General features: G+C 50.2%; 17 protein-coding genes. 7 read left to right on the forward strand and 10 right to left on the reverse strand.

Annotation, left to right across the window (positions count from 1 at the left end):
- The first annotated feature begins 16 nt into the window (after positions 1-16).
- Complete coding sequence (locus IEY24_RS12350; RefSeq protein ID WP_188932456.1) at positions 17-2,494, forward strand: PIG-L family deacetylase; 2,478 nt, start codon at positions 17-19, stop codon at positions 2,492-2,494.
- Positions 2,495-2,566: 72 nt separating this feature from the next.
- Here IEY24_RS12350 and IEY24_RS12355 read toward each other — a convergent pair whose 3' ends face one another.
- From IEY24_RS12355 to sufC, 7 genes are all read right to left on the reverse strand, one after another.
- The gene (locus tag IEY24_RS12355; protein ID WP_188932458.1) at positions 2,567-3,676 is read right to left on the reverse strand and encodes a vWA domain-containing protein; all 1,110 of its coding nucleotides are present in this window, start codon (positions 3,674-3,676) and stop codon (positions 2,567-2,569) included.
- Between the two features lie 77 nt (positions 3,677-3,753).
- Positions 3,754-4,182, reverse strand: a complete 429-nt coding sequence (locus IEY24_RS12360; RefSeq protein WP_188932460.1) for a BrxA/BrxB family bacilliredoxin — start codon at positions 4,180-4,182, stop codon at positions 3,754-3,756.
- Positions 4,183-4,215: 33 nt separating this feature from the next.
- A complete protein-coding gene (locus IEY24_RS12365) occupies positions 4,216-4,527 on the reverse strand; it encodes an SUF system Fe-S cluster assembly protein (protein ID WP_188932462.1) in 312 nt (103 codons plus the stop codon).
- Between the two features lie 19 nt (positions 4,528-4,546).
- Positions 4,547-4,975, reverse strand: coding sequence for a SufE family protein (locus IEY24_RS12370; protein WP_188932464.1), 429 nt, complete (start codon positions 4,973-4,975; stop codon positions 4,547-4,549).
- A 57-nt stretch (positions 4,976-5,032) separates the two neighbouring features.
- Positions 5,033-6,259, reverse strand: coding sequence for a cysteine desulfurase (locus IEY24_RS12375; RefSeq protein ID WP_188932466.1), 1,227 nt, complete (start codon positions 6,257-6,259; stop codon positions 5,033-5,035).
- A gap of 93 nt (positions 6,260-6,352) precedes the next feature.
- The gene (gene sufD, locus IEY24_RS12380) at positions 6,353-7,672 is read right to left on the reverse strand and encodes a Fe-S cluster assembly protein SufD (protein WP_188932468.1); all 1,320 of its coding nucleotides are present in this window, start codon (positions 7,670-7,672) and stop codon (positions 6,353-6,355) included.
- A 57-nt stretch (positions 7,673-7,729) separates the two neighbouring features.
- Positions 7,730-8,488, reverse strand: coding sequence for a Fe-S cluster assembly ATPase SufC (sufC, locus tag IEY24_RS12385; protein ID WP_188932470.1), 759 nt, complete (start codon positions 8,486-8,488; stop codon positions 7,730-7,732).
- Between the two features lie 259 nt (positions 8,489-8,747).
- On the opposite strand from sufC, the gene IEY24_RS12390 reads away from it, so the two are divergent.
- Together IEY24_RS12390 and ctlX are read left to right on the forward strand one after the other, a co-directional pair.
- A complete protein-coding gene (locus IEY24_RS12390; protein ID WP_188932472.1) occupies positions 8,748-10,199 on the forward strand; it encodes an arginine deiminase family protein in 1,452 nt (483 codons plus the stop codon).
- Positions 10,200-10,338: 139 nt separating this feature from the next.
- Positions 10,339-11,295: a citrulline utilization hydrolase CtlX gene (gene ctlX / locus IEY24_RS12395; RefSeq protein ID WP_188932474.1), complete on the forward strand. Its 957-nt coding sequence runs from the start codon at positions 10,339-10,341 to the stop codon at positions 11,293-11,295.
- Between the two features lie 61 nt (positions 11,296-11,356).
- On the opposite strand, the gene IEY24_RS12400 is transcribed toward ctlX, so the two are convergent.
- The gene (locus IEY24_RS12400; protein ID WP_188932475.1) at positions 11,357-11,815 is read right to left on the reverse strand and encodes a hypothetical protein; all 459 of its coding nucleotides are present in this window, start codon (positions 11,813-11,815) and stop codon (positions 11,357-11,359) included.
- Positions 11,816-12,046: 231 nt separating this feature from the next.
- Between IEY24_RS12400 and IEY24_RS12405 the strand changes: the two genes are divergently transcribed.
- Both IEY24_RS12405 and hemW read left to right on the forward strand, forming a co-directional pair.
- Positions 12,047-14,119: a TonB-dependent receptor gene (locus IEY24_RS12405; protein WP_188932478.1), complete on the forward strand. Its 2,073-nt coding sequence runs from the start codon at positions 12,047-12,049 to the stop codon at positions 14,117-14,119.
- Positions 14,119-15,243 (forward strand): radical SAM family heme chaperone HemW, encoded by a 1,125-nt coding sequence (hemW, locus tag IEY24_RS12410; RefSeq protein WP_188932484.1) that lies wholly within the window; start codon positions 14,119-14,121, stop codon positions 15,241-15,243. The genes IEY24_RS12405 and hemW overlap by 1 nt, the downstream gene beginning before the upstream one ends.
- 59 nt (positions 15,244-15,302) lie before the next feature.
- Here hemW and IEY24_RS12415 read toward each other — a convergent pair whose 3' ends face one another.
- A complete protein-coding gene (locus IEY24_RS12415; protein ID WP_188932486.1) occupies positions 15,303-15,722 on the reverse strand; it encodes an OsmC family protein in 420 nt (139 codons plus the stop codon).
- 268 nt (positions 15,723-15,990) lie between these two features.
- Here IEY24_RS12415 and IEY24_RS12420 point away from each other — a divergent pair, with 268 nt between their 5' ends.
- Both IEY24_RS12420 and IEY24_RS12425 read left to right on the forward strand, forming a co-directional pair.
- Positions 15,991-16,524 (forward strand): hypothetical protein, encoded by a 534-nt coding sequence (locus IEY24_RS12420; protein WP_188932488.1) that lies wholly within the window; start codon positions 15,991-15,993, stop codon positions 16,522-16,524.
- 86 nt (positions 16,525-16,610) lie between these two features.
- Positions 16,611-17,231 carry a DUF1684 domain-containing protein gene (locus IEY24_RS12425; protein WP_188932490.1) on the forward strand — a complete coding sequence of 207 codons (621 nt, stop codon included), beginning with the start codon at positions 16,611-16,613 and terminating at the stop codon, positions 17,229-17,231.
- Positions 17,232-17,289: 58 nt separating this feature from the next.
- On the opposite strand, the gene IEY24_RS12430 is transcribed toward IEY24_RS12425, so the two are convergent.
- A complete protein-coding gene (locus tag IEY24_RS12430) occupies positions 17,290-17,841 on the reverse strand; it encodes a YcxB family protein (protein ID WP_188932492.1) in 552 nt (183 codons plus the stop codon).
- Positions 17,842-17,870: the final 29 nt, after the last annotated feature.

Below are 17,870 nucleotides of genomic sequence, written 5' to 3' on the forward strand. Positions count from 1 at the left end.
ACCACCTTAACCCGTTATGCATCGTTTCTTTACGCTCGCACTGGTACTGTTTGCCACCAGGCTTTTCGCACAGACACCCTCGCTGTCTTCCAGTGAAATCTTCCAAAACATTAAAAAACTAGACGTGCTCGGCTCTGTGCTCTACATTGCGGCCCACCCCGACGATGAGAATACGCTGATGCTCTCGTATTTATCCAAAGACCAGCTCGTGCGAACGGGCTATCTCTCGCTCACGCGCGGCGATGGCGGCCAAAACCTGATCGGCGCCGAGCAGGGCTATAATATCGGCGTTATCCGTACCCAGGAGCTGCTGGCTGCCCGGCGCATTGATGGCGCCCAGCAGTTTTTCTCGCGCGCCTACGACTTTGGCTTTTCCAAGACCCGCGATGAGACGCTCAACTTCTGGGACCGCGATAAGGTCCTTGGCGATGTAGTGTGGATGATCCGCAAGTTCCAGCCCGATGTGATCATTACCCGCTTCCCGCCCGATCCGCGGGCGGGCCATGGCCACCACCAGACCTCGGCATACCTGGCCGAAGAAGGTTTTAACCTTGCCGCCGACCCGAAAGCATACCCTGATCAGCTCAAATTTGTCAAAACCTGGCAAACCAAGCGGCTGGTTTGGAATACATTCACGCCCGGCTTTACCAACAAAGCGCCCAGTGATGAGAAGAATCCATTCATTTCCATCGAAATCGGCGGTTATAACCCCGTTATAGGAAAATCCTACACGGAGATCGCCGCATTAAGCCGCAGCCAGCACCGCAGCCAGGGCTTTGGGAGCGCCCCTCAAAGGGGCGACCGGATTGATTTCTTTTTGCACAAAGTCGGGGCGCCCGCGGAGAAAAACCTCTTCGACGGCGTGGATGTAAGCTGGAAACGCGTGAAAGGAAGCCAGAAAGTACATGCCCTTGTTGCGGCAGCGATCAAGAACTATTCGGTAAACAAGCCGTCGGCCTCCATCCCGGAGCTTTTGAAAATCAATGCAGAGCTTAGTACGCTCGATTCGGGTAACATTTATGTCAAAGCCAAAAAGGAGGAAGTCAAAGACCTGATCCAGCAATGCGCCGGACTTTGGTTTGAGACTAACCCCAATGACTTTTCGGGTGTTGCAGGCGAGCAAGCGCGGATTAATATCGGTGTGGTGAAAAGGTCGGACTATCCTGTAAAGCTCGTCTCGCTGCATTGGACCGGCGAATCGGCCGACAGCGTCCTGAACCTTGCACTGGCTTCCAATGAGATGAACCTGTTTGCCAAAAAGGCGCTATTGCCGGCCAACCTGAGAACCAGCCAGCCCTACTGGCTGGAAAAACCGATCGAGCGCGGCATTTTCCAAATCGATAACCAGCAGGATATCGGCTACCCCGAAAACCGGCCCGAAACCAAGACCAGCTACCAATTCGAGATCGGCGGGCAAGAGTTTGTCTTCGAAAAACCATGGGTTTACAAATCAGTCGATCCGGCGGAAGGCGAGATTTACCGCCCCTTTGAAATACGCCCGCTTGTTACCACCACCATTACCGAGCCGGTTTTCATATTTTCTTCGATGGAAGCCAAAACAGTCAATATCATCGTCGAAGCCCAGCGCAGCGGCGTGAAAGGCACATTGAAACCTGAAATCCCGGCGGGCTGGAAAGCGGTCCCCGAATCGGTGGAATTCAGTTTAACCAACAAGTACCAGCAGCAATACTTCTCCTTCATCATCACCCCACCCGCAGGCAATCAGCAAGCCATTATCAAGGCAATCGCGGTTGTGGATGGGAAAAATTATGATAAATCGGTCAAAACCATTGCCTACCAGCATATTCCAAGCCAGACGCTCTTTCCGGAATCCTCGGCCAAACTGGCTAAGATCGTTGTAAAAACGACCGCTAAAAACATTGGCTACATTGCCGGTGCGGGCGATGATGTCCCGACCGCATTGCGCCAAATGGATTGCCAGGTAACGATGCTCAACGAAGCCGGCCTTGCCAAAGAGCTCAATGCTTACGATGCGATCGTCGTAGGTGTGCGGGCCTATAACACGGAAGGTTATTTGAACAACTATCAGGCCAAACTGATGGATTACGTTAAAAACGGCGGCACGATGGTGGTCCAATACACGATTCCGGGCGGGCAGAAAGTGAGGCAGATCGGCCCGTTTAATATTGAACTAGGGCGAGAAAGGGTTACCGAGGAAGATGCCCAAATGCATTTTCTGCAACCTGAAAACCCTATTTTGAATTACCCCAACAAAATCACGCAAAAGGATTTTGAGGGCTGGATTCAGGAGCGCGGGCTGTATTTCGCCCAGGATTGGGACAAAAAGAATTACCAGGCATTGTTTTCGGCCCATGATAAGGACGAGCCTGCCCGGGAAGGAAGTACGCTTTACGCGCAATATGGCAAGGGGCACTACATTTACACCGGCCTGTCATTCTTCCGGGAGCTTCCCGCGGGCGTGACCGGCGCCTATCGCCTTTTTGCCAATATGATCTCGGTTGGCAGCAAATAATTAAAGTGTTGTCAGGTGTTGTCATGGGTTGAATATGCGCATCTGAGCGGCAATAGCTGACAACACCTGACTTTACTTGACGTTCTTTCTTCTGTTGCGCTGGAAATCTTCGAGTACAAAGCCGCCTAGTCCCTGCAAATTGCTGTAATAAGCCCGGCCGTTGTTGACCTGCGTGAAATTCTGCACAAACTGTTTCAGGTAAGGGTCAGTGGCGATCATAAAGGTCGTTACCGGAATATCGAGCCTGCGGCACTGGGCAGCTAATGTGAGTGTTTTATTGATGATCTTCCGGTCCAGACCGAAGCTGTTTTTATAGTAGCGGATGCCTTCTTTCAGACAGGTCGGCTTACCGTCGGTGATCATAAATATCTGCTTGTTACGCGTTTTCTTGCGGCGCAGAATGTCCATTGCCAGCTCCAAACCAGCCACCGTGTTGGTGTGGTACGGACCTACTTCAAGGTAAGGCAGGTCTTTGAGCTGTATCTGCCAGGCATCATTTCCAAAGACGATGATATCCAGCGAATCTTTGGGATATTTGGTCCGGATCAGCTCGGCGAGTGCAAGCGCCACCTTTTTAGCCGGCGTAATGCGGTCCTCGCCATAAAGGATCATCGAATGGCTGATATCGATCATGACCACAGTCGCAGTAGTGGTTTTTTGCTCGCGCTCGACCACTTCCAGGTCTTTTTCCATCAGCATAAAATCCCCGATACCGTGATTGACCTGCGCATTTTTGATCGATTCGGTCATCGAAATCTGGTCGAGCGTATCCCCGAACTGAAAATCGCGGATGTCGCTGGTCAGCTCATCGCCCGCGCCCAGGTGCGGCGTGTGATGGTTACCGCCGGATTTGGACCGTTTGAGCTTACCAAAAATCTCGTCCAATGCGCTCTTGCGAATGCTTTTCTCGGCTTTGGGCGTCATAATGAGCCTGCTTTCGCCTTCCTGCTTTTCTTCGGTGACATAACCTTTCTTTTTCAGGTCTTCAAAGAAATCACCTATCCCGTACGAATCGTTGGTCAGGTTATATTGGCGGTCGAGCTGGCTCAGCCACGACATGGCCTCCGAGACATCGCCCGAAGTCATCAGCAGCAGCTGTTGAAAAATATCAAAAAGCTGGTCGAACTTGCTGTTAGGCCCTTGCTCGGGCGGAATGTATTTGGTGAAACGGTGTCCTCGCATATGGGCAGCTATTAAAACAGACGGCTACTTTCAAATGTAATCGAAAGTAGCCGTCACCTGATTAAATAAGTTTCGAATTATGCCTCTTCTGTGCAGAATTCTTCGAAAGCCATTTGCAAATGCTGGGCGATCATCTGGGCCGAACGGCCTTCGATATGGTGGCGCTCCACAAAATGAATCAGCTCCCCGTCTTTGAAGAGCGCAACGGCTGGCGAAGAGGGAGGATAAGGCAAAGTGTACTCACGCATTTTAGCGGTAGCTTCCAGGTCAGCACCTGCAAATACCGTTGCCAGGTGATCAGGCTTCACCTCACTGCCGGCTAATGCCGCTCTCACGCCCGGACGCGCAGCACCTGCCGCACAGCCACATACCGAATTGATCACAACCAAAGCAGTTCCTTTGGTATTTTGCATGAAGTTGTCGACTTCCTCTGCCGTTGTCAGATCCTGAAAACCGGCGCTGGTCAGCTCGGCTTTCATTGGAGCCACTAATTGTGGTGGATACATATATTGTAATGTTTAAAAGTTGTTGTTACTATTTTACATGAACCCGAGCTCGAGCTTAGCCTCCTCGGACATCATTTCTGTGGTGTATGGCGGATCAAAGGTCAGCTCTACGCTCACATCGTTTACCCCTTCTACTTCGCGGATCTTCTGCTCGACCTCGCCGGGCAGCGTTCCTGCCGACGGGCACGAAGGCGAGGTCAGCGTCATGGACACAAATACATTGTTGATCGGAAACACTTTCAGATCATATATCAATCCAAGCTCATAAACGTCAACCGGTATCTCCGGGTCGTAAACCGTTTTAATGGCGCGGATCACCTCTTCTTTCAAATCTTCCTCTGACATCGCAAGGTCTTATTAGTTGTTATGCATTCACTGATTTGGCCTGGTAAGCAAAGCCGTATGCTTTCATTTGTTTGAGCATCGCTGCAAGCCCGTTCGAGCGGGTTTGAGCCAAATGCTGGTGCAGACCTACTCTTTCCATAAAATACACATCGGCTTTGGCAATTTCCTCAGGGGTATGTCCCGAAAGCACCTTCACCAGCATACTCACCAGCCCGCGCACGATAATCGCATCGCTATCGGCCTCAAATTTCAAAAGCCCTTCTTCCATGTAAGCATTCAGCCACACCCTCGACTGGCATCCTTTGATAATATTATCCTCGGTTTTGTATTGCTCTTCCAATGGGGGGAACTGCTTTCCGAGATCGATGATGAACTCGTATTTGCTCTCCCAGTCATCAAACAATTCAAAATCCGAAATTAGTTCGTCCTGTGTTTCGTTTATGGTCATTTGTAAAAATCAATTTATGCCATCGCTAAAATGAAACAATGCCAGTAATTTAAAAAATTATCTCAACATACGCTTCACCTTATGCAGCCCCTGCACGAGCTTGTCTATCTCCTCGATCGTATTATAAACAGCAAACGATGCGCGTGAGGTTCCGGTAATATTAAAGCGGTTCATCAGCGGCTGCGTGCAATGGTGGCCGGTGCGGACTGCGATGCCCTGCTGATCGAGCAAAACGCCGATATCCTGGTGATGAATGCCATCGATCACAAAGGATAGCACACTTACTTTCTCTTTGGCCTGACCGATAATTCTCAGCCCCTCGATCTCTTTTACGGCGCCGGTCGCATAGGCCAGCAGCTCGTTCTCGTAGGCGGCGATGTTTGCTTTACCCAACGCGTCTACATAATCCAGCGCGAACTTGGCTGCTACCACATCGGCAATATTGGGCGTACCGGCTTCGAATTTGTATGGCAGCTCGTTATAGGTCGTCTTGGCGAAAGTAACTTCTTTGATCATCTCCCCGCCGCCCCGGTAAGGAGGCATGGCATTCAATAGATCGCGCTTGCCGTATAGAATGCCCATTCCGGTAGGGCCGTATATTTTGTGCAGCGAAAGCGAATAAAAGTCGCAATCCAGCTCCTGCACGTCGATTTCAATGTGCGAGCTGGCTTGCGCCCCGTCGATGAGCACCTTCGCCCCGACTGCGTGAGCCTTGGCGATGATTTCCTTGATCGGGTTAATAGTGCCCAGTGCATTGGAGACGTGCACCACCGAGACGAATTTGGTTTTTTCCGTGAGCAGTTTCTCATATTCGTCCATCAAAAGCTCGCCCTGGTCGTTGATCGGGATCACTTTCAGGATGCAGCCCTTCTCTTCGCAAAGCATTTGCCAGGGCACAATGTTCGAATGGTGCTCCATGGTCGAGATGATCACCTCGTCGCCTTCCTTGAGGAATTTACGGCCATAAGAGGATGCCACCAGGTTGATACCATCAGTGGTCCCATAGGTGAAAATGATTTCTTCCGAATGGGCCGCATTCAAAAACGCCTGCAAACGCTTTCTGGACTGCTCAAATGCGGAAGTGGCCTTTTCTGCCAGATGGTGGATTCCGCGGTGGATATTGGCATTATAGTGCTCATAGTAACCCGCCAGCGCGTCCAGTACCAGGCGCGGTTTCTGGGTCGTAGCCGCATTATCGAAATAGACGAGTTGTTTGCCATTGACGACTTCGTTTAAAATCGGGAAGTCGCCTCTGATGGATGCGATATTGAGATTGTGGCTCATTGTGATTCGTCATTTAAGAAAAATACCCAACCCCAAAAATGGCGGTTGGGTACCAGGAAATGTATCAATTCGGACCCTTAGATCCGTTAAAAGCTATTTCGAAGCCAGTTTCTGGGTGATCACGTTTTCGAGGTATTCGCGAACCGAATCGATCTTGATCTGCGAGACCACATCGGCACAGAAGGCAAACATCAAAAGCGACATCGCTTCGGGCTGCGAGATCCCGCGAGAGCGCATGTAGAACAAGGCCTCCTCGTCAATCTGCCCGGTGGTGGTCCCGTGCGAGCATTTCACATCGTCAGCAAAGATTTCCAGCTGGGGCTTGGTGTTCATCGATGCATCCGGGGAGAGCACGATGTTTTTGCAAGACTGGAATGCATTGGTTTTCTGCGCGTCAGGCCGAACAAAGATTTTTCCGTTGAAAACACCTTTGGATTTATCGCGCAGAATACCCTTATAAAGCTCGTTGCTTTCCGAGTTGGGTTTCTGGTGATCCGCCACCGTATGGTTATCCACGTGCTGGGAACCATCCGGGAAATACAACCCGTACATATGCGCATCGCAATGCTCTCCGTCCAGGACAATATTCAGGTTGTTGCGCGTGAACTTGCCGTTCAGCGTCACAGTTCCCGCGTAGAAATGCGAGCGGTCGGCCATGCGCACCTGGGTAGTACCGATGTGGTAGGCATTCTCGCTCTCATTCTGCACTTTATAATATTGCACGTTGGCTTCCTGGGCCACGTTAATTTCTGTCACCGCATTGGTGAAAGAGCGCTGCTCGCCCAAAGTCCTGAACGCTTCCGCTATTTTAACGTGCGAGTTTTTTCCGACTGAAATTATATTGCGCGGCTGGCTTCCTACATTCTTCTCGCGTGCATCGCTCACGAACCGAAGGATAATCGGGTGCTCTACCGACTGGTTATCCGGAATATGGACAAACACGCCGTCCTGGGTAAATGCCGTGTTCAATGCCGTGAATGCATCGTCTGCGTCTTTGGTCAGCTCGTTAAAATAAGAAGCAACCCTGGCCGGATCGTTTTTGTAGGCATCTGCCAGTGAGCTGATCGTGATCTTTTCGACTGGCGAAATAATGGTAGAAAGCTCGGCATTGTAGCGGCCATTTACAAAATAGAGGATATTGGCCTGCTGGGCGGGCACTTTCAAATCTTCCAGCTCGGCAAGGCCAATGGAGCTTTCCGCATTGAAATCGTAAGAAACACTGATAAGGTCCCTTACATTGCTATATTTCCACTCCTCGTGTTTGATTGTGGGGAAGCCCAACTGCTCAAAACGGGCCAGTCCTGCGCGTTTTTTCTGGTGGAATTCAGAAGACGCCTCACCGTTCATCACCGCTTCGCGGGCATGAAAATCGGTGATCAGTCTGGTTTTTAAATCTATTGTCTCGGTACTCATCGATAATGGGGTATGGTGCTGTGTTGGGTTAAGTTTTAAACGGACATTTGCCTTTACTTAACCTACCGCTTCAACTTCCGCTTTGATCCAATCGTAACCTTTTTCTTCCAATTCGAGGGCAAGCTCCTTCGGCCCGGATTTAACGATGCGACCTTTGTATAAAACATGCACAAAATCAGGGACGATGTAATCCAAAAGACGCTGATAGTGCGTTACAACGATCGTGGCGCGCTCTGGTGAACGAAGCGAGTTGACCCCTTCGGCTACAATGCGCAATGCGTCGATATCCAGGCCCGAGTCTGTCTCATCCAAAATCGCCAGTTTCGGTTCAAGAACGGCCATCTGAAAGATCTCGTTGCGTTTTTTCTCACCACCCGAGAAGCCTTCGTTCAATGCACGTTTAAGCAGCGAATCGTTCATGCTAACCAGCTTGGCCTTCTCACGCACCATTTTCAGGAACTGTGCAGCGTCCAGCGGGCTTTCGCCCTTGTATTTACGGATTTCGTTAACCGCCGTTTTCAAAAAGTTGATCGTGGTAACGCCCGGAATCTCAACCGGATATTGGAATGCGAGGAAAATACCTTCCGCAGCTCTTTCTTCGGGAGCCAGTTCAAGAAGATCTTTTCCTTCAAAAACTACACTTCCACCAGTAACCTCGTACTCCTCCCTTCCTGCCAACACCGAAGCCAAGGTACTTTTGCCGGAACCGTTGGGCCCCATAATCGCATGCACTTCACCCGGTTTGACTTCCAGATTGATGCCTTTTAATATTTCCTTACCTTCAATGGAGGCACGCAAGTCATTAATAGAGAGCATAACTGATTTTATACTTAAAAGATAGTTCGTGGTAATTTCCCGCAAAAGTAATACGCATTAGCCGTAAATGAAAATGAGCGTCAATGTCTTAAAGTGCGGACCACTCATTTTGTACAACCTTTTTAAGTGGCAGGATGTTCCCGCACGGCAGATATTTATCCCTTAAACACCCAGAGATTAAGCGGGTTGAACCAGGGCCGGTTTTTAATTCCCAAAGAAACATTTACTTTGTGCCCCAAGCGTTCCAAACACTTCATTTATGGCTAATAATCCGATATCCGGACTTCCTGTTGGTGTATCCTCCGAAACAGCTACCCTAAGAAGGCTGCTGATCCACAGCCCCGACCGCGGCCTGGGCAAAGTGGTCCCCAGCAAAGCCCAGGACTGGCTTTTCGAGGACATCGTGCACCTGGATACCATGCGCAGGAAAGAATATGATTACTATGTCAAACTGCTGCTGTATTTTCTGGACCCCGAAAAAATCAAAGGCAAGCTTGCCGAAATTAACGAGGACCCGACACGCTCCTTCTTTATTCCCGGTACGGAAAAGTACTTCGCCTCAGATCATGTGGTGGACATTCAGCGGCTGCTGGGGGATATATTGGAAGAGCCAAATGTCCGAATCAAGCTCACCGCCGCCATTTGCGGCATAGAACGCTGCTCCTACCAGATCCAGGAAGAGCTCCACCGCTTCGATGCCCACGAGCTGGCCCGCATATTCATTTCAGGGTATTGTTCCGATAAACGGATGCTCTTTGCGCCTTTGCCCAACCTTATTTTCACAAGAGACATCGGCATTGTCATCAACGACCATATTCTGCTCAATAAACCGGCCAAAGCCGCCCGTACCCGCGAGTCGATACTGGCCCAGTTCGTGTTTTTTTATCACCCGATGTTTGCCAATTTCAAAGAAAATATCATTGAAATACCTGAAAATGAGCGGCATTTTCTGCTGCCCGACGACGAAAAGGCCAGCGACTATCAACGCTGTACGCTCGAAGGGGGCGATGTGATGATGGTCGCCCCGCGGCACCTTCTGATCGGTTGCAGCGAGCGCACATCCATTTACGCTGCCCAGCAGGTGATGAAGATTTTGTTTGATAAAAGTGTGGTCGACAAGATCACTATCATTAAAATCCCTAAAAAAAGGGATTATATGCATATCGACACAGTCTTCACCCAGGTCAGACGAGACGTCTGGGTGCTGCTGAGCGCGCTGGCCCGCGTGGGTGATGAGGCCCGCAAGAAGGATGTGCTGCATTTCTTTGCGCCGGTAGATGTCAACAAGGAGTTCAGGATTTTGCAGTTTGTCAAAGGAAATCAACAGCATCCGCGGGAAATCGAGAACCTGGAAGATTTGCTCACCGAGATCAGCCAGGGCGATTTGGGCGTGAGCGGGCCGGTCCGTTTCATTTATTCAGGCGACAATGAATTTCCCTACGGGGAGCGCGAGCAATGGACCGATTCCTGTAACCTGCTCGCACTGCGCGACGGCGTGGTGATCGGCTATGACCGCAACGACAAAACACTCGAGGCATTCAAAAAACAGGGCTTTAAGGTAATAACAGCCAAAAGACTCCTTGAAAAATTCGAGCACAACGAGCTAGCGCCCCAGGATCTTACCGACACGTTCATCACCTTGCCCTCTGCTGAGCTTTCCCGCGCGCGCGGCGGCTCGCATTGCATGAGCATGCCCCTACTACGCGGGTAGTTGCTTGGCGGCCGCTGCCTGGGCATCCGCGCTACCAAACTTTGTTCTTGTAATCGAGCTGTCAGAATCGTAAATTGCATTAGGGACTTTCGTCCTCATTTTCAAAAAATCCGGTCTCCAAACATTACCTCATACTCCTATGCGCGTCATCACCTCATCCGCTCAAATCCAGCCGCAGTCCACAGCCCGGATCATGATGATCAGGCCCGTACGGTTCGGATTCAACCAGCAAACTGCTGCAAGCAACGACTTTCAGCAGGAGTCCTTCGCCCGGCAAACCGAAGGCACAGCCCAGCAAGCAGCGCGGGAAGAGTTCGAGCTGATGATCGACCAGTTGGAAAAAGCGGGCCTGGAACTGCATATTTTCGATGATACGAGCGATGTAGACCGGCCCGACGCTGTTTTTTCCAACAACTGGGTCTCCTTTCACCAAAGCGGCAAGGTGGTATTATACCCGATGATGGCCGAAAACCGCCGGCTGGAACGACGTGCCGACATTATCGATTCGCTCGCCGGCGATTTCAATGTCGAAGAAGTGATTGATCTGACCCATTTTGAAGCGCAGGGCAAATTCCTGGAAGGCACCGGCAGCATGGTCTTCGACCGCCGTTACAAGATCGCCTATGCGTGCCTGTCCCCACGAACACACAGGGAAGTGCTCGATGCGTTCGCCGACGCGTTGGGATACGAAATCATTGCATTCTCGGCTTCCGATGAGCACGACAGGCCCATATACCATACCAATGTGCTCATGTGCGTCGGCGACATTTTCGCGGTCGTATGCCTGGAAGCGATCAAAGACATCGACGAGCGGTTGATGGTAAGGTCGGTGCTGGAAGAAACAAATAAGGACGTAATCGAAATATCGCTCGAACAAATGCGGCATTTTGCGGGCAACATGCTGATGGTCCGAAACGGGAAAGGCGATAAGTTCCTGGTCATGTCCACCCAGGCCTATGAATCGCTCACGCCCCGGCAGAAAGACCGGCTCGATGACTATGCGCGCCTGCTGCATACAGACCTTTCGGTGATCGAAGGCAATGGTGGCGGTTCGGCCCGCTGCATGATGACTGAGATTCATCTGCCTGTCAGATAACAAAAAAATGCTCCGGAAAAACCGGAGCATTTTTCATTATTGCATAACCCTCATCAATTTATTAGTCCTTCAAGTCTGCCTTGGCTTTGGCGATTTTTTCTTTGGTGTTGGCCTTGAACTCGTCCCACTTGTCGGCAGTCTCGTTCTGGGCGCGTTTCCAGGAAGCCTGCAATTCTTCTTTCTCTGCATTCAGCTCTTTTCTGCGTTGCTGCCATTTGGCTTTTTCCTTGTCGGCCGTCTTGTCAATTTTGGCATCGGCCTCCTCTATTTTGCGGTCGAGCTTGCCGATCGCATCGTCGATATCTTTTTTCAATTCATCCTTGTCTTCTTTCACTTTGGCCTCAAAATCATTTCCTGCTTCCTTGATATCGGCTTTGGCATCGGCTACATTTTCGTCCATATCGTTTTTAGCTTCTTCCACCGTCTCTTTGGCGGAGTCTTTTGTTTTGTCTGAACAGCTAGTCAGTGAAAGTGTACCGACAAGCAGCAGCGAGGCGACAATCCAGGTGATCTTTTTCATGTTTTTCGGGTATTAAAGTTGATTTCAGTTATTGTGTGATTGGCTGTATCAGAGCAAAAATCTTACCAGCCCTCAGCGCGCAGATCCGCGTGATTTTTGTGGAAAATTCTTCTCAGAGCGCCGGAAGTCGTTGAACTTCGCGCCAGAGTGCGCCGTTAAGCACCTAGCCAGATCTTGAAACTGTTGGCATTTATCATCAGCTTTGCATTATTGAAATATACCTAAACCTATATGCTCAAAATCTCTATTACCGGCGCTCTTGTTGCTTTCCTTATTATCCATCATTCAGGGCCCGTATTGGCCCAAAGCGATTCGCTGCAAACCCGCCAGCTGCGCGAGATCACCGTGCACGCGTTTGAATCCGAAAAAGATCCCCTTACTACCACTGCAACAGTCGGAATGCTTGCGCCCCGTTCGCTGGGCAGGTTTTCCAACTACACCTGGGCCAATGCGGTCAATACGATCCCTGGCGTGCGCATGGAAGAGCGCTCTCCGGGCAGCTACCGGTTTTCGGTCCGCGGCAGTCTGATCCGCTCCCCGTTCGGCGTTCGCAATGTGAAGTTTTACTGGAACGGCATCCCGTTCACCGACGCGAGCGGCAATACGCCCCTGAACTCGGTCGATTATGGCGCTATTCAGAGCATGGAGGTAATCAAAGGCCCCGGCAGCAGCATTTACGGGGCGGGGACCGGCGGGGTCGTGCTCATGCACAGCCGCCCGGATAATCAATTTCAAAACAGGGCTGAACAAAGCGTAAGTTTTGGCAAATACGGCTTTCAAAGCCGGAACTCGACTTTACAGATCGGTGATGTATCCATCCAGTACGGCCATAGCCAGCAGGACGGCTACCGCAACCACAGCGGCATGATCCGCGACGCGGTCCGCTTTACTTCTTCTTCCAGCATTGGAGAAAAAGGCACGCTTTCACTGCTGGGAATGTACTCGGATTTATATTATCAGACTCCGGGCGGCATAAACCTTGCCCAGTATCAGACCAATCCCAAACTCGCCCGCCAGTCGACAGCGACCCTGCCAGGCAGTGAAGCGCAGAAAGCGGCCATTTACACCAGGCTGGCATTGCTGGGTGGCAATTATGTATTGCAATTATCTGATAAATGGACCCAGTCGACGGCGCTGTATCTGACTTTCACTGATTTTGCCAACCCATTTATTTCAAACTTTGAAAAAAGGGATGAAAACGGCATCGGTGGGCGAAATATCTGGCAAAACAAATCCGAATGGGGTAATGTAAAGACCAACTGGACCAGCGGTTTTGAATGGCAATACGGCAAATCCGCCCAGCGGAACTATGACAATAAAGGCGGCATTGCCGACAAGCAACAGACGGCCGAGGACATCCGCACGGCGAACCTGTCTGTTTTCAGCCAGCTGGAAGCGACTTTGCTCACTGATCTGACTTTGAGCGCCGGTTTGAGCTACAATACCTCAAAATATAAATACGAGCGCTATTTCCCGCTTCCCTTCAACGAGGACCAGAAGACTTTTGACGGGATCTTCATCCCGCGCTTTGCGGCCAACAAGGTTATTGCCGGAAACTGGTCGGTGACCGCCTCCTACAGCGGCGGCTTCTCCCCTCCTACCTTGCAGGAAGTGCGGCCCTCGGCGGGTGGTTTCCGCAAGGATCTGGAAGCTGAAAAAGGCAGCAATACAGAGATCGGTATCCGCAAAGCCGGCAAAGTCATCTCAGGCGAGATCAGCCTGTACCATTTCGGGCTGCGCAACGCGATCGTGCGCAGGCTCGACCAGGCTGGGGCAGAATATTTCGTCAATGCAGGTAAAACCAAGCAAAACGGCCTGGAATGGAGCATTGGATGGGACATTCTTTCCGACCCGAAACTGCCGGTAATGCTTAAAGTCTGGAATACGGGCACTTACACCAAATACACCTACGAAGAATTCCAGCAGGCTGACGCGGACCTGAGCGGGAAACTGATTCCGGGCATTCCGCGTTTCTCAGAGTCGACCGGCCTGGATGTGCTGCTTAAATACGGCATCTCGGTATTTCTTACCTACCAGCACGGCGATTCGTTTTATCTCAATGATGCCAATACGGTTAAAAACACCGCCTACAACCAGTGGACAGGGCGCATAAGCTGGAAAAAAAGCTGGGGCCAGCATTTTTACAGTGAGCTGTCCGCATCGGCAGAGAAGGTCAATGCAGGCATTTACAGCCTTGGTTACGATCTGAACGCGTTCGGTAACCGCTATTATAATGCAGCGCCGAAAAACAACCTCTGGGCCGGTGTGAAGATTGGCTGGGAGTGGCAGAAAAATTCAAAATAATGCATTTATACATCCATATCCCTTTTTGCAAACAGGCTTGCCATTATTGCGATTTCCATTTCAGTACCAACACCGCCAGCAAAAGCGCCATCGTGGAGGCCATTGCCAGGGAAATCGTTTTGAGAAAATCTTATTTGCCCCAAGGGGATATGGAAACCATCTATTTTGGTGGGGGCACGCCCTCGTTGCTCGACGAGGCCGAGCTGCATTTTCTGCTTGAAACCATTCGCGGGCATTTTCGGCTGTCACCCGATGCCGAGATTACCCTGGAAGCAAACCCGGACGATCTCAGCGCAGCTACCCTTCAAATGTTTGCCCATGCGGGCATCAACCGTCTTAGCATCGGGATTCAGTCTTTTCACGAGCCGCATTTGCGCTTTATGAACCGGGCGCATTCTGCCACGGAAGCCGAGCAATGCGTAAAACTGGCCCAGCAGGCTGGCATCGACAATATTTCCATCGACCTTATTTACGCGATTCCTTCGGAGAATCATGACATTCTGCTCAGTGACTTATCGAAGGCATTTACATTGAATGTCCCGCATATTTCAGCCTACTGTCTTACGATCGAGCCCAAAACGGCCTTTGGAAGCTGGCTGAAAAAGAAGAAGATCAGCCCGATCGAGGAAGAATATGCGGCCCAGCAGTTTGAAATACTGCTCCAATCCCTGCTCGATCATGGTTACGAGCAGTACGAGATCTCCAACTTCGCCCGAAACGGCCGTTACAGCAACCACAACAGCTCCTATTGGAAGCAGCACCCCTACCTGGGTGTTGGCCCGAGCGCGCACTCCTACAATGGCGCTAGCCGCCAGTATAATGTTTCCAATAATGCTAAATACCTGGAAGCGGTTCAAAAAGACATTATTCCCGCTACGCTGGAATTGCTTTCGCCGGCCGATCAGACCAATGAATACCTGCTGACGGGCCTTCGCACCAAATGGGGGGTCGAATTACAGGTGCTGGAAAAACTTTCTGCCGGGGCATTTGCATTACAGGCCAGCGAAGAACTGACCAGCATGAGCCGCAAAGGCTGGATCAGACAAGATTCGGGGGTACTGCTGCTCACCCAGGCCGGCAAGCTCTTTGCCGACCGTATTGCAAGCGATCTATTTATCGACTAAAAAAAATCGCCACACTGCGCGCAGCGTGGCGAATCTTCGAAAGTCAAACCGTGATGGGCTTATACAAGCTCCGCGTTCAATGTAATTTCCGTGTTGAGCAGCTGCGAAATAGGGCATTCCTTTTTCGCTTTGTCGGCAACCTGTGCGAACTGCTCGGCGCTGATGCCCGGAACCTGCGCCTTCAATTCGATAGCGCTTTTAACGATCTTGCCCTGTGCCGGATCAAGAGAAATAGTAGCTGTTGCATTCAGCTCATCGGCTGTGAAACCGGCCGCATTCAGCTCGAAGCTCAGCTTCATGGCGAAACATCCGGCGTGTGCAGCGGCCACCAGTTCTTCGGGGTTTGTTCCCTTACCTTCCGCAAAACGGGTATTGAAAGAATACTGGGTATTTTCCAGAACTGTGCTCTGCGTGCTGATCGTACCTGCGCCTTCTTTGCCGGTACCTTTCCAAATGGCTGTTGCTTTACGGTTAATCATCGTTGTTCCTTTTAATGTTGGTTGATCCTAAAATCGTTGTTTTCGGGAAAAGTAGCATGCAAACGATATCTACGCAAACAATACCTTCAATTAAAATACAATAATTACTTACCGTCCTCTGTTCCAGTATGTGCCTCCCTTCGATGTTTGGAACGGCATTTTTTAGTTAACAAAGGTTAATGCCCGATCGGGATTTAAACTTTATAATTGCATCATCATCTAATCACAGATTTTTAACAGATTTCTCAATTATTTCAACTCACAAGTCATGAACAGAAAACTCTTGCCCCTGCTGTTACTCGGTGTCATTGCATTATTCCAAAGCTGCACCGGGCCGAAAGGTGATCCCGGACCGCAAGGAGGCGATGTGCTGGGAATAACCTTCGATATTATTAACGTGGACTTTACCGAGGCCAACGACTGGGGCTACGTGCTGAATTTCAAGGATAAAAATATTGAGGTTCTGCCTTCCGACGCCGTGCTGGTTTATGTAAACTGGAATACCGTAGGTGGCCTTAAAGCCTACCGTCCATTGCCGCAAACTGCATTCCTTAACAACGGTGTTTTGGTTACTTACAATTTCGATCGCACCGATGTGGATATGGAAATTTTCTTGGACGGAAACAGTGACAAAACCAAACTCCCTACCGACTGGACCCGTGGATTCGAGTTCCGCGTAGTGGTAGTTCCATCCGACTTTTTGAAACGTACCAATGCCGAAGTGGATCTGAACAGCTACGAGTCGGTTATCAAAGCATTCAACATCGACGAATCGAAAGTGAAGAAAATTTCAGCCCAATAACTTAAAAAGTTCCCGCGTTTTTGGGTTTCTGGAATAATTTTTATAAAATCCGGTAAAAATTACCGGATTTCTTTTTTCCCTACCGTATGAAAGTTGTTTTAAGCACACTCTTTACAGTTCTGGTCGCGGCGTTTGGATCACAAGCACAAACATTTACCGAAGAGACTAATCAGTACAGAAAGCATTACAAAGACGAGTTCCTGCGCTCGGAGAACTCGCCGCTCAAAGAAGCGGATCTGCCTTATCTGCAATTTTACGAGCCCGACTCCTCCTACCGGGTGGAGGCCCATTTCGAGAAGGCGAAGGGTAAGTCGTTCGAAATGCCTACTTACAGCGGGATGAACAAGACCTACGTCAAATACGGGGTACTCAAATTCAAGGTCAATGGCCGCAGACAAAAGCTGACGGTATACCGCAGCCTGAGCCTGCAACAACTCGCCAAATACAAGGATTATCTCTTTGTCCCTTTCAAAGACAAAACCAATGGCTCTGATACCTACGGCGGCGGCCGCTATCTGGACCTTAAAACGACCGATCTCAAAGACGGCAAATGCATTCTGGATTTCAACAAGGCATATAATCCCTACTGCGCATACAGCACCGGCTACAACTGCCCGATCCCGCCGCTCAACAACCACATGGCGATCGCGGTCACAGCAGGGGAAAAGAATTTCACCAAACATCACCAGGAGGCCAGCATCAAATAGCTGCCAACAAAAAAACGCCCGACTTATGCAGCCGGGCGTTTTTTGTAATGGCCTTCGATCAGGCTTTCAGCAAATCTTTCTGCTTTAAAATCCGCTCGAAAACTTTGATATCGTGCTCGGAAGTAAAGATCGAGAACGGCAAATACAGGAATTGTCCTTTGGAAATAACCAGTACATAAGCATCCTTGTCCTTGTAACCATCCAGGATCTGCTCCCATTTCATTACGCTTCCCTCTTTTTGGTTAAGCTTCATCAGTATCTGGCGGTTATCGATCTCGTAGGAGAATTTCTCGAACATCGGCTTGTACTGCGCCAGCTGCGTGATGCCGGTAAACTGGATCAGCCAGAACAGCACATAAAGGATCGATGCCACCACAACGGTAATGTAAATCCACAAATTGGGATACACACCTGTGAGGCTGATTACCGCATTGATCAGAATCAGGGCCACGGGTATAAGCACCCATTTAAGCTGCGTCTTGAAAAAATAACGCATGGCCAGGGAAATGTATTTTTGGGTAGGTAAGGCGTACTTCTTGGTACGAACCGCGGCCGGGTTCGTAGGCATTTGATAGACGGGCTGGTGTTTGTTTACCGAAACTTTGGCCATAACTCTGTTTAAATTAACGATCTTCTCTA

This window comes from Dyadobacter endophyticus, from assembly GCF_014641595.1.
Lineage (GTDB): Bacteria > Bacteroidota > Bacteroidia > Cytophagales > Spirosomataceae > Dyadobacter > Dyadobacter endophyticus.

Excerpts from the sequence above, each read along its gene's own strand:
- IEY24_RS12375 (WP_188932466.1), bottom strand. The coding sequence starts at position 6,259 with ATGAGCCACAATCTCAATATCGCATCCATCAGAGGCGACTTCCCGATT.
- IEY24_RS12350 (WP_188932456.1), top strand. The coding sequence starts at position 17 with ATGCATCGTTTCTTTACGCTCGCACTGGTACTGTTTGCCACCAGGCTT.
- sufD (WP_188932468.1), bottom strand. The coding sequence starts at position 7,672 with ATGAGTACCGAGACAATAGATTTAAAAACCAGACTGATCACCGATTTT.
- sufC (WP_188932470.1), bottom strand. The coding sequence starts at position 8,488 with ATGCTCTCTATTAATGACTTGCGTGCCTCCATTGAAGGTAAGGAAATA.
- IEY24_RS12420 (WP_188932488.1), top strand. The coding sequence starts at position 15,991 with ATGAACAGAAAACTCTTGCCCCTGCTGTTACTCGGTGTCATTGCATTA.
- IEY24_RS12405 (WP_188932478.1), top strand. The coding sequence starts at position 12,047 with ATGCTCAAAATCTCTATTACCGGCGCTCTTGTTGCTTTCCTTATTATC.
- IEY24_RS12355 (WP_188932458.1), bottom strand. The coding sequence starts at position 3,676 with ATGCGAGGACACCGTTTCACCAAATACATTCCGCCCGAGCAAGGGCCT.
- IEY24_RS12390 (WP_188932472.1), top strand. The coding sequence starts at position 8,748 with ATGGCTAATAATCCGATATCCGGACTTCCTGTTGGTGTATCCTCCGAA.
- IEY24_RS12400 (WP_188932475.1), bottom strand. The coding sequence starts at position 11,815 with ATGAAAAAGATCACCTGGATTGTCGCCTCGCTGCTGCTTGTCGGTACA.
- IEY24_RS12415 (WP_188932486.1), bottom strand. The coding sequence starts at position 15,722 with ATGATTAACCGTAAAGCAACAGCCATTTGGAAAGGTACCGGCAAAGAA.
- IEY24_RS12365 (WP_188932462.1), bottom strand. The coding sequence starts at position 4,527 with ATGTCAGAGGAAGATTTGAAAGAAGAGGTGATCCGCGCCATTAAAACG.
- hemW (WP_188932484.1), top strand. The coding sequence starts at position 14,119 with ATGCATTTATACATCCATATCCCTTTTTGCAAACAGGCTTGCCATTAT.
- IEY24_RS12360 (WP_188932460.1), bottom strand. The coding sequence starts at position 4,182 with ATGTATCCACCACAATTAGTGGCTCCAATGAAAGCCGAGCTGACCAGC.
- IEY24_RS12370 (WP_188932464.1), bottom strand. The coding sequence starts at position 4,975 with ATGACCATAAACGAAACACAGGACGAACTAATTTCGGATTTTGAATTG.
- ctlX (WP_188932474.1), top strand. The coding sequence starts at position 10,339 with ATGCGCGTCATCACCTCATCCGCTCAAATCCAGCCGCAGTCCACAGCC.
- IEY24_RS12425 (WP_188932490.1), top strand. The coding sequence starts at position 16,611 with ATGAAAGTTGTTTTAAGCACACTCTTTACAGTTCTGGTCGCGGCGTTT.
- IEY24_RS12430 (WP_188932492.1), bottom strand. The coding sequence starts at position 17,841 with ATGGCCAAAGTTTCGGTAAACAAACACCAGCCCGTCTATCAAATGCCT.